General features: G+C 39.9%; 8 protein-coding genes. 4 read left to right on the top strand and 4 right to left on the bottom strand.

Features of this window, described 5'->3' with window-relative positions:
- Positions 1-263: 263 nt before the first annotated feature.
- Positions 264-1,796, top strand: a complete 1,533-nt coding sequence (locus K0B81_06750) for an AMP-binding protein (GenBank protein ID MBW6516297.1) — start codon at positions 264-266, stop codon at positions 1,794-1,796.
- 10 nt (positions 1,797-1,806) lie between these two features.
- Complete coding sequence (gene hutI, locus K0B81_06745; protein ID MBW6516296.1) at positions 1,807-3,099, top strand: imidazolonepropionase; 1,293 nt, start codon at positions 1,807-1,809, stop codon at positions 3,097-3,099.
- A 98-nt stretch (positions 3,100-3,197) separates the two neighbouring features.
- Here the strand turns inward: hutI and K0B81_06740 are convergent, their stop codons facing one another.
- The 4 genes from K0B81_06740 to K0B81_06725 form a co-directional block, all read right to left on the bottom strand.
- A complete protein-coding gene (locus tag K0B81_06740; GenBank protein MBW6516295.1) occupies positions 3,198-3,761 on the bottom strand; it encodes a nitroreductase family protein in 564 nt (187 codons plus the stop codon).
- Positions 3,762-3,792: 31 nt separating this feature from the next.
- Positions 3,793-4,629, bottom strand: coding sequence for a hypothetical protein (locus tag K0B81_06735; GenBank protein ID MBW6516294.1), 837 nt, complete (start codon positions 4,627-4,629; stop codon positions 3,793-3,795).
- Positions 4,630-5,298: 669 nt separating this feature from the next.
- The gene (locus K0B81_06730) at positions 5,299-7,002 is read right to left on the bottom strand and encodes a T9SS type A sorting domain-containing protein (protein ID MBW6516293.1); all 1,704 of its coding nucleotides are present in this window, start codon (positions 7,000-7,002) and stop codon (positions 5,299-5,301) included.
- A 121-nt stretch (positions 7,003-7,123) separates the two neighbouring features.
- Positions 7,124-8,080: a DUF523 and DUF1722 domain-containing protein gene (locus tag K0B81_06725; protein MBW6516292.1), complete on the bottom strand. Its 957-nt coding sequence runs from the start codon at positions 8,078-8,080 to the stop codon at positions 7,124-7,126.
- A gap of 586 nt (positions 8,081-8,666) precedes the next feature.
- Here K0B81_06725 and K0B81_06720 point away from each other — a divergent pair.
- Together K0B81_06720 and K0B81_06715 are read left to right on the top strand one after the other, a co-directional pair.
- Complete coding sequence (locus K0B81_06720) at positions 8,667-11,093, top strand: YfhO family protein (protein ID MBW6516291.1); 2,427 nt, start codon at positions 8,667-8,669, stop codon at positions 11,091-11,093.
- Positions 11,074-11,776 (top strand): 16S rRNA (cytidine(1402)-2'-O)-methyltransferase (locus K0B81_06715; GenBank protein ID MBW6516290.1); only part of this gene is annotated, 703 nt, incomplete at its 3' end. The genes K0B81_06720 and K0B81_06715, both read left to right, overlap by 20 nt.

Raw genomic sequence — 11,776 nt, 5'->3', positions numbered from 1 at the left:
TGTGAAAAATGGCGACCACTGGACCCCCTACAATAAACCCCTAATACCTATCACCTAAGACCTAGTTTTTTTATCTGTGTTTTTTCTTTTTTGTCTGTGTCGATGGCTTCGCCGAGCTCGGAAGCAGCCACGAAGAAGTGATTTCCTCGGTTCCGTGGATAAAACCCTGCTATTCTTCCGCAAGTTTTAACTCGTTGAACAAAGTATTTGACACTTCATTTAGTTTTATCATCCTAATATTTAGTTAAATAAAGAGGTAAAATATGCAACTGCAGTGGGTTTTTATCAACAAAGCACATTCTCAGGGGAAAAAAACAGCCCTTTTTGATACGATAACTGATAGAACTTTCAGTTATAACCAACTTCTAATTGGTAGTTTATTGCTGAAAGACAAGATTTCATACTACTCAGGTAAGTATATTGGGATCATGCTGCCTCCAGGGGCAGGAAGTATTTTGGCAATTCTTGGTAGTCTCATGAACGGTAAGGTACCTGCTCTAATAAATTATTCTACAGGAGCATTGGAAAATGCCCATTATGCGCAAAACAAGTGTTATTTTCGTACTATTATTACAAGCAGACGTATGTTAGAAAAGCTAAATTTAGAACCAATTGAGGGCATGGTTTTTATTGAAGACTGGTTAGCAAAGATAACATATTTCAAGAAATTAGGAGCTCTTATCAAGTCAAAAATTCCGCTCTCACTCTTAAAAACTACAATTCATGATGGAAACGAAGATGAAACAGCAATTATTCTTTTTACCAGCGGGAGTGAAAAAGAACCAAAAGCTGTTCAACTGACTCATCGTAATTTTATGCATAATATTGAGAATGTACCCAAAATAATCAACCTATCATCTGAGGATATTTTCATTACTAATCTTCCTTATTTTCATGTTTTCGGGTTGACGGTTAATCTCTGGCTTCCCATATATTTAGGGGCTACTATTGTAGGAGTACCCAATCCGCTTGATTATAAGAGTATTTGTGATGCTATCAAAAAATATCAGGTTTCTGTTATGGTTGGAACCCCTACATTTTTCTGGGGATATCTAAAGAAAGCAGATACCGATACTTTTAAATCTGTGAGAATTGCCATCGCCGGAGCAGACAAATTACAACCCCGAATCAGGCAGGCCTATATCAAGAAGCATAATTTGACGATTAACGAGGGTTATGGGACGACAGAGACCAGTCCGGTAATATCAACCAATACACCAACAGATGATAAACCGGGAAGTGTGGGAAGACCTTTACCGGGAGTATCTCTGAAGATCTGTGATATAGAAACAGGTAAAGAGCTTCCTGCTGGCCAGGAAGGAAAGATCCTTGTAAAGGGAGATCTGGTCATGAAAGGTTATTTTGGTGATCTGGAAGAGACTTCTCTCCGCATCAAAGATGGTTGGTACGATACAGGCGATATGGGTGTTCTTGATGAAGAGGGGTATCTCTGGCATAGAGGTAGATTAAAGAGATTTGTAAAGATAGGTGGCGAAATGATTTCTTTGGTCAAGATAGAGGGATTATTAGAAGAGATTATCCCCGAGGGTAGCGTATGTTGTGTGGTTGATGTACCTAATCTGGAAAAGGGTGCTGACATAGTTGCCTGTGTCACAACAGAACAGATCGATAAAAATGATATGATCAAACATCTACGGGATAAGTTACCTCCTATTGCAATACCGAAAGAATTTTATGTAATAGAGGATCTACCTATGATGCCAAGTGGTAAAGTAGATTTCCGAGAAGTAGAGAAGATCTGTCGAGAAAAACGGGACGAGCAAAAAGCTAAATAAGGATTAAGATATGAAAACCAAAGTTGATTTGATTCTATATAATGCGAAGGAACTGCTGACACTTAGGGGTGAGCAAATACCACGATGCGGGAAAGACATGAATGATATCGGCATCATTTATGAAGGGGCTATTGCTATTGATAAAGGGAGAATAAAAGGGGTTGGAAACTCCCAGAATATCTTAGCTAACTTTATTTCAACCGAGCAGATAGATTGCAGTGATAATGTCGTAATGCCCGGATTTGTTGATCCGCATACCCATCCGGTCTTTTATCATACCAGAGAGAATGAGTTTGAAATGCGGATCATGGGGAAATCCTATGTAGAGATCTCTCAAAGTGGCGGTGGTATAAGATCGAGTATAGCGGCAGTTCGCAACGCTACAGAAGAAGAGCTCTACCGGTTAGCCCAAAAGCGGATTATGCGCATGATCAGTTGTGGAACAACTATGATCGAAGCTAAGAGTGGATATGGTCTATCAACCGATAGTGAATTGAAAATGCTCCGTGTTATAAAAAAGCTTAAAGAAACGCTACCGATAGATATTGTAGCTACGTTTTTGGGAGCACATGAGTTTCCGACAGAATACAAAGATAACAGAGAAGAGTATATCAAGATTTTAATAGATGAAATGCTTCCTGCTGTAGCTAACGAGAAACTTGCCGAATACTGTGACATCTTTACTGAAGAGCATGTTTATACGGTTGAGGAATCGCGCAGAATATTACAGAGAGCGAAAGAGTTAGGTTTCAAGATCCGTATGCATGCTGACGAGTTAAAACCAATAGGTGGTTCAGAGTTAGCTGCTGAACTAGGAGCTGTTTCAGCCGATCATCTCGGAGCTGCTTCACCTGAAGGGATCAGAGCTATGAAAGAGAGCGGAGTCATCCCTATTCTCTTACCCGGAACAATCTTTAGTCTGGGTCTAAAGAATTATGCTAAAGCAAGAGAGATGATAGATTCAGGATTGCCGGTAGCTCTTGCTACTGACTATAATCCCGGTAGCTGTAACTGTGACAGTATGCAATTCATAATAACGCTGGCTACCCTGCAAATGAAGATGACAGTCGCCGAAGCCATTACTGCCGCAACGATCAATGCCGCATATTCTTTAGGAGCAGGGGATATACTCGGCAGTATTGAAGAGGGAAAACAGGCAGATATTTTGATAATGGATATGCCTTCTTATCGTTATCTCCCCTATCACTTCGGCAGTAATAATGTATCGATTGTGATTAAAAAAGGTAAAACGATCTACCAAAATCGTGATCTTCAGATCATAGGAGATCTTATTAATAATTAGTTTATGATAATATTTTCATCCTGATTGTTCTGCACCAAATTTTTAGCTCTGTTCAATAGAGCCGGCAAATACGGTGCAGAATTTAATGAAGGATAAGTTTATTCAAAAGTCCACTTATTATAGCAGACCATTTCATCTATTTTTTGTCTAAAGTTACTACTGGCAAATAGTTTGATCACCTTACCATAAATTGATTCTTTGGCTTTAGGATATCCAAAGGGGCTGATAGCAACGACGCGGATATTTTTCGGGATCGAGAGAAACTTCTTAACCTTATCTTCATCAAAAGCAGCCATCCAGCAACTACCAATCCCATAATTCCAGGCAGCTAGCATCATTTGTTGGAAGGCAATTGTGGTATCTACCAGATAATAGCTCTGTTTGTTAACAGTTCCACTTTTTGCAGGATCGGCACACCCAACAATGATTATTGGAGCATCTTTGATAAAGAAATTTACTTTTCCGATTAATCCAATGTTGGACGAGAACCGTTTGATCTCTTCTCTGTTATTGATCACAACAAAGCGCCAGCACTGTTTGTTTTGGAAAGATGGAGCATTACGTCCTGCTTCTAATATTCCCTGTAGAACATCATCCGGTATCGGTTCAGAAAGATAACTGCGAACACTTTTACGGGTCATTAAGAGGTCATTAAATTCCATGAAACCCCTCCCTTGCTTATAAAAAGTCGTTTTACAAAGATAATCCTAAACCTAAGGTGATTACTTGATATTGAGATATTGTGTAGTCTGCATTAAGGTGAATAAAGGGTAGAATTGCATATCGGAATCCGGCTGTCATACGGAAGTTATTATCCCCTTTGACTTCGAATTCGACCGGATCGGGATCTGATATGTGATCATACTTAGCTTTTAATGTCGTCTCTTCATAGCCGAGACCACCATATAATGTCCACATCAACAAGGACTTACTGGCATGGGCATTGACGGCAAAGCTTGTTATATCAACAAGCTCACCGACAGAAAATGATTGATATGCACCCTGTACAGCCAGATTAATTGGGAATAGCGGAATGTATTGATCTATACTATGCTTTAAACCAACTCCCCAAAAGGTTACATCTCCATAGTCCTGTAATTCTAATGGAGGCAGATAACGTACCAGCAATTCATTACCGGCAGGTAACCCAAAGCGGAATTGAGGAACAAATAATGGCAGCATCGAGACATTAAAACCATCGGGGTAACCTGTTATACCTTTATCTCCGAAGACAGTAGAAGTATTTCCCTCTACTAAAGAAGCTTCGAAAGTCTTGTCAGAACTCGGTATCATGGCTAACATTGTATGGAAAGTAAAACCAAATCTGATCGGTCTCAGAATACTCGGTTTTAAGACATCGGCTGTGTTATACAATCCAGAATTCAAATTAGAACCATAAGCAGTTACCAAAGGTTTGACGTAAGCTTTGCCATCTTCTTCCAATAATTGTTGCAGATTTTCGTCAAATTCCGATGCAAACAGACAGCTTATGAACAACAGAACCGATAACAGAATAATTAATATCTTCATAAGAACCTCCAATTTAATCTTTTTATCTCAACAATACCCTATTTTGTCAACTGTAATTGTTTATATCAAATGGGTAAACACAGGTCACCCCTCCAATTTTTTATCCCTTATGCTTTAAAACCCAACACCTGAAACCTAGTTTTTTTATCCGTATAATCTTCATTTTCCGTCAAATCCGCGTTCTATTTCTACCTATTAAGCTTCCGCTGGTGCATCAATTTTTTTTATCTGCTTTCATTGTTTTTTCATCGGTGTGGATAGCTTTGCCAACCCTGTCCTGAGCTTTAGCGATGGGTGACATATCATAGCCTGAGGTTTCAACCTCAGGTAATGGAGCTCCGCTCCATTTGGGTGACGGGCGGGAACAGATCCATTCAATACCTGACACTGAAGTGCCAGGCTATCTTATTTCATACCCCTGCGGGGCATGATTATTTATTGTCTTGCTTTGCTACATTAAACAAACCCGGAGCATAGCGAACCGAGGAAATTGCTTCATTGTGGCTGCTTCCGAGCTCGACGAAGTCAACACATTCGTTGGCTTTGTGGCTGCTTCCGAGCTCGACGAAGTCAACCGCCCCTACAATGCATTTATCCGTTTGATCTTATTTTTCTGTCCAATCCGTGTTCTATTCTCTTCTTGCTTCGCCTTCCGCTGGTTCGTCAATTTTATTTCATCAGGATCATCTTCTTCGTTTCGGAGTAGTTTTGGGTAGTCATATTATAGAAATAGATACCACTACTTACTATCTGACCATTGTCATTCTCTCCGTTCCAGACAATTCTATGTTCACCGACATGTAACATATCATTGATCAGGGTTTTAACCTTTTGACCTTTGATATTATAAATGTTGATAGAGACAACACCGGCTTCAGCCAAATAAAATTCTATGTTTGTATCTGGATTAAAAGGATTGGGATAGTTACCCCTTAGTATAGTAGCATTTGTTATCGTCTCTATGTCATCAACACTGGTTTCTTCACGCCATTCACCATCGAAATAGATATCTATATCATCTACTGACCAGTGTTCAGCCCAAGCAACAGCGCTTTTCGGCACACCATTGATCGGCAATACAATAATCGCACTGATATCACTCTCACTGACATCTGTTTCGGTTTGTTTTATGGGTGCAGGTTCAGACCAATCTTCAAAATCGAGATCGAGTGCTTTAGTAACATAGACCTCATCAGGCAACATTGTATAGACGACATAGACATCACTGCCGACTGAACCGGTCTTAAAGGATGAAATATTTGGGAAGCGTTCATGATATACTTGTTGTGCTAAAGGAAGATTATCGGTAAAAGTACTTCCGGCGTTATTGGAATAGGCGTAATGTATATCTACGTCGAGCTCAGTGAACCAATATTCGAATACTACAATAATATTATTGTTATCTACAACTCGTATTTGCGGTAATCCCAGATCTTTATCAGAAGAGATAGTGATCGGAGAACCCCAAGTGCTACCTGAATTGTTGGAAACTAAAACTTTGATAGCTTCATGATCACCTTCTCTATCGACATAAGTGATGGCGATATTAGTCCCAAAAACATCAATCGAAGTATGTAAATTATCACTATCAACCAAGGGACTAATGGTCGCTAATATCTGAGGTGCTTGCCATGAAATACCGAGGTCAACACTTCTCTTGTATAACAATTGTCTCGGAGAAGCAGACCCATTGATATAAACGGCATGGATATACGGTTCATTGGAAAAAGTCAGATAATCGGAGCATAGAGATGGTTTTGTTAACTTTGCGATAGTTACATCAACAGACGATTCTTCGTTTTCCGAAACGTTAGCGGTTGAAAAGCTTCTGAAATAAACATCCCAATCATCGACATCATACTGTCGTACATAAATCATACCTATCTTATCGGCAGATATCTGATATAGCTTAGGCATCATATAGGGATGTTCTACAATTCCAGGAATGAGATAATAATTATCATTCGTCATTGTCCAGTTTTCTCCGTGATCAACACTCCTTTTGATAGCAATATCCTTCGGAACAGTATTAGCTTCCCAAATCTCTGCTGCTATGAAAATTCGCTCATCGTTATTGACATCATAACACATCGAAGGGTGTTTTTCATGATTTGTTGAGTTAAAGACCCAGATATTGTCATCCCAGCGGAATAATTCTTTTTGCGGATCACTTTGTTCTGCTCTTGCTTTGTTTAAATTATAATCCTCAATAGATATTTCTTCTGCTGCTCTTTTCTCAAGAATCTTCAATTTTTCCCGCATTGCTTCATCATTTTCCAATGAGTTAACATTGATACCGGCAAAGATGCTTGTCGAAGTAAACATAACGGCTAACAAGAGTATAAACACTCTTTCAATTATCATTGTTTTCATAATCTTCTCCTCCAAAGTTTATAGGTTTAATTTTATTTTATCCCTAAGACACAAATGATATCACTAAACATAAGTCATTTTGTCAATTAGTATTTCAAGCAGGGATCTGCTTATGACTTTTTCAGCAATGATTTCGTAAGTTCAGCTCTTTCGGATGTGGATTGAGATAGTATTGCTCTGCCAAATATGGTTTGTGATATTTCCTAACATAATGGTTAATAAGGGTAATTGGAACAATCAAGGGTAGGTGTTCTGTTTTAAACTGCTCAATGATCTCCAGTAGTTCAGCTTTTTCATCGGATGTTAGATCTTTCTTGAAATAACCCAAGATATGAAGCAGTACATTTTGATGTTTACGACGGGTAGCTATTCTCTTTGTTCCTTCCATCAAGAGAGTCAGATATCTTTCTGCAATTTCAGCGAAGGGATTTTTAGCAGCATCAGCAACGAGTTTTCCTAAAACTCTATAATGTTCAGGACTGTGAGCCATGATCAATAACTTATGTTTGGTATGAAACTTGACCAGCTCTCCAACTTTAGGTTTGTTATTGAGCATTTGTTGCCAACGATGCATAATAAAGATCCGTTCAATAAAATTTTCTCTTAAAAGCGGATCATTAAGTCTGCCATCTTCTTCTACAGGCAAAAGAGGGAAGGAGTTCATAAATTCACGAGCAAATAAGCCGACACCATTTTTCTGGGCTGTGCCTCCCTTTTCTGAGTAAACCTTAACCCTTTCCATTCCGCTGCTGGGAGATTTACTTTTGAAAACGAAACCACAAAGTTGTTCTTTATGTATATCTTTCACTTTTTTTCTTGAAAAATTGAGCATCCGGTCAGTATGATCTATGCCGGTGTTGGTAGTCAGCAGTTTCGGATTTTGCGGATCACCCACCAAACGCATTGCCTCTCGCGGTATTGGTAAACCACTTTCGACTTCCGGACATACCGGAACATACTCAACGTAAGGACCGAGAGTCTCCACCAAGAAACGATCATATTTATGCTGTCCGTCATAACGAACTTTTTCTCCTAAGAGACATGTACTGATGCCTAATCTTATTCTATCTTCATTCATTCCTAACCTCCATGGAGCAAACTGATTTCCTGTATACTCTTTTTGGCAAGGTTTTTGTAGCTTAGACATCGGTCTTTGTATAAAAAAGGGCAACCACCGGTCGCCCCTACAATGCATTTTATCCGTTTGATCTTCTTTTCCCGTCAGATCCGCGTTCTATTCCTTCCTGCTATGCTTCCGCTGGTGCATCAATGTATTCAATCCGTGTGTATCCGTGTTCAATGCTTGCTCCACTCCCAATAGACTTGCTATACCTATCTCCTTTGTTGGCTTCGCCGAGCTCGGAAGCAGCCACAAAGAAGCGTTATCCTCGGTTCGATACATTCTGCTGTAAGTTAAGCAAGAAGCTGCCAGCAGAATACTCAGGATGACACGTTTTTATAATGTATCTATCATATTGTTTTTTAATGATATAACATTTACTTCTTGCTATTATTCCGCTGGGGCATCTCATTCTTTTCTCCGTGTTCTCTGTTTCTCCGTGGTCCAATGCTTGCTTTGCTTCCCATGGACATGCTTATCTCTTTTTTATTGACTGGAAAGTCCAGAGCTGTAAATTAAAGAAAATTCTGCAAGGTAAGGTAAGATGAAGAAAAAGAAGAAGTTAGAACCAATCGTGAAGAGAGACTTTCTTGAACCATTAGTTAATCATCGTTATAACCATTTACTCTTTATAGGGTTGATACTTGTCTTATTATCGATCTTCTTTATTAGGATGGGATATCTCGGTTATGCTCCTAAATCTAATGATAATCTGCAATGGCGTGGTGCTGCAGAGGTGCAGATCAGATATAATGAAGAGAATCCAGATTTAGCTCTCTGGAACAGTAATCTGTTTTCCGGTATGCCCGGTTATTTGATCAGCTATCCGGCGCGTTATCCCTTTGTGAAAAACATCTTTGATTTCTTTACCACTTACCTGATCAACTGGCGGGTATTTTATATGTTTCTTGCCGGGTTAGGAATGTATATTCTCATGTTGTCACTCGGTTTTAAGCCGTTACAGGCATTCATTTCCGGGATGGCATTTGCTCTCTCCTGTCATTTCATAGGGTTGATAGAGATCGGTCACGATACGAAATACCGAGCAATAATATATATCCCTTGGATATTCTGGGCTGTCAATTATCTCTTTAAGAACAGAGATCTTCTTGGTATGGGTTTAACGGCGATGTTTCTTATCCTGCAGTTCCGGGAAAATCATGCCCAGATAACATATTACACGATGTTAATGATCTTAGTTTACGGAATTTTTAGTCTCTTCTGGCATTTGAAAGATTACAAGAGTAAGGAGTTCTTAACAGCAGTAATTCTCTTTGTCATAACCCTGTTAATAGTTGGATTGGCGGTAGCACAGCCCTATTTAAGTGTTTGGGAATATGGGCATTATACTATCCGTGGTGGTGATACAGGGTTGGGTCGAGATTACGCCACCAGCTGGTCTTTTCATCCCTTGGAGATCCTGACTTTTATCATACCGGAGTTTTTTGGTGGCATTTCACCCTTCTATTGGGGCTGGATGCCGTTTACCCAAACACATATGTATATGGGTATCATAATCTTTGCACTGGCGTTATTGGCGATCTTTCACTGGAAATCCCGCATTGTCAAAATGTTAACTGCTGTCTCACTGGTCAGTCTCTTTTTCTCTTTCGGCAGACATTTTCCTTTGCTCTCTAATTACTTGCTCTCCTACTTTCCTTTCTTTAACAAGTTCCGCGTACCGGCAATGATCCTTATCTTGCTGCAGTTCAGTATGGCAATCTTAGCCGGATACGGGATCAAGCTGATCATCGACAAGATGGAAGAGGGGAACGAGAAATTTAACAAATTGATCCGCAAGTTATTGCTATTTTCAGGGATAGCGTTTTTATTGTTTGTTATCTTATCGGCTGCCGGTTTCTGGAATGTTCTCCCCTTTCAACATGCTTCCGACACCGGTCGTTATGAACCAAATCAGATCGACTTTTTACAAGATGTTCGTCAAAGCCAGTTTAAGACAAGTGGTGTTATTGCCTTTGCTTTTCTAACTGTTTTCTTCCTGTTAACTTATCTCCTGCTCAAGAGAAAGGGTATAACCCCTTATGTCTATATGACAATCTTAGCAGTTTTAGTTATATCGGATCTAATGTTAGTTAACCGCAAACATTTAAAGAACTTAGTGCCCCAACAAGAGATCCAGGCAGCATTTCAAGATACTGAAGCGGACAGATTTCTCTTAGAAGATGAGGATCTGTTCAGGATCTATCCGATAGGAGGAGAGTTCGGGCAGAGCAGATGGGCGTATTATCACCAAACTATAGGTGGCTATCATGGTGCTAAATTACAGAGATATCAGGATATACTCGATCATTCTCTCAATGCCGAGGTTCAATACCGGGTACCGATCAATTGGAATGTAGTGAAGATGCTAAATGTCAAATACCTGATCTCACCTGTTCAGTTACCATTTGATAATCTCAGCTATGTTCTATACGATCGGGATAGACGAGTGACAATCTATGAGAATGCCGATTATCTTTCCCGTGCATGGTTTGTTGAGCATATCGAAGTAGTAGAAGAGTCGAGACAAATCTTCCGTTTTCTCAATCATCCGGAGTTTGATCCGGCAAAAATAGCCCTTGTTGAGAAGCCGATGTTTGGTATAGAAGCACCGGAAGAGAGCTCCATCGAACTGACAGATTATGGGCTTCATAACATAGAATTTGCCTTAACTACTGACAAAAATAGTCTGCTCGTAGTCAGTGAGATCTATTATCCTGCCGGTTGGAACGCCTATCTGAACGGGAGTAAAGTTGAGATTATACCGGTCAATCATATTCTCAGAGGGGTAGTCATACCTCCTGGCGAACATCTTTTGGAGATGAGATTTGAACCGGCAAGTTATCGCATAAGTTTGATAATGAGTCTACTTGGTCTGATAACGACAGTGCTGCTGGTCATCATTGGACTCATCCAGTATTACAGAAAGAACTATCGCGGCGAAATAGTCTATGTCATTAAAAATGACTAAGATAGGAGAAATTCTTGAAGAATTGCTCCGACAGGAGTTAAGAGCAGGATTATATGTCATCGCTACCGATATCGGTAATCCCGGAGATATCTCACTCCGAGCACTGGCTATACTCAGCAAAGTTGATCTGATAATCTGCGAAGAACGAAAGGTCGGGTTGACTTTCCTGAAGAAATACGGGATCGAGAAACCGCTGGAACTATTAAACGAGCATAATGAAGTTAAGCAGAGCAAGATCCTCTTAGAGAAGCTTCTTACCAAAAAAATGACAGCTGCCCTGATATCGGATAACGGCACCCCTCTCTTTGCTGATCCGGGGAGTAAACTGGTTTATCAATGTCATTATTATCAAATTCCGGTCTTTTCTGTACCGGGAGCATCTTCTATCATGGCTGCTCTGATGATTGCAGGGAGGAAGAAACAGAGCTTCCATTACTATGGTTTTTTGCCGGCAAATAAAGAAGAACGGATCATAGAACTGAAGAAACTCAAAAGAGAAGCCGATGTTGATTATCTCTTTCTGGAAGCACCATATAGATTAGAGGCATTTCTCAGAGACATGCAAATGATTCTGGGTAAGGAGCGGCAGGGGATCATTGCCTATAAGCTGACCCATCCTGAAGAAAAACTCTTTACGGGTACGTTGCAAGAGTTACAGACGATGATAGAAGAACTTCCCAAAG

The organism is Candidatus Cloacimonadota bacterium, from assembly GCA_019429305.1.
Taxonomy (GTDB): domain Bacteria; phylum Cloacimonadota; class Cloacimonadia; order Cloacimonadales; family JAJBBL01; genus JAHYIR01.
Note: the sequence above shows the minus strand (reverse complement) of the source record. Positions and strands in the feature narration are given on the sequence as shown.

What these genes read in the sequence shown, in the direction of transcription:
- K0B81_06750 (MBW6516297.1), top strand. Translation starts at nt 264, where the DNA reads ATGCAACTGCAGTGGGTTTTTATCAACAAAGCACATTCTCAGGGGAAA.
- hutI (MBW6516296.1), top strand. Translation starts at nt 1,807, where the DNA reads ATGAAAACCAAAGTTGATTTGATTCTATATAATGCGAAGGAACTGCTG.
- K0B81_06740 (MBW6516295.1), bottom strand. Translation starts at nt 3,761, where the DNA reads ATGGAATTTAATGACCTCTTAATGACCCGTAAAAGTGTTCGCAGTTAT.
- K0B81_06735 (MBW6516294.1), bottom strand. Translation starts at nt 4,629, where the DNA reads ATGAAGATATTAATTATTCTGTTATCGGTTCTGTTGTTCATAAGCTGT.
- K0B81_06730 (MBW6516293.1), bottom strand. Translation starts at nt 7,002, where the DNA reads ATGAAAACAATGATAATTGAAAGAGTGTTTATACTCTTGTTAGCCGTT.
- K0B81_06725 (MBW6516292.1), bottom strand. Translation starts at nt 8,080, where the DNA reads ATGAATGAAGATAGAATAAGATTAGGCATCAGTACATGTCTCTTAGGA.
- K0B81_06720 (MBW6516291.1), top strand. Translation starts at nt 8,667, where the DNA reads ATGAAGAAAAAGAAGAAGTTAGAACCAATCGTGAAGAGAGACTTTCTT.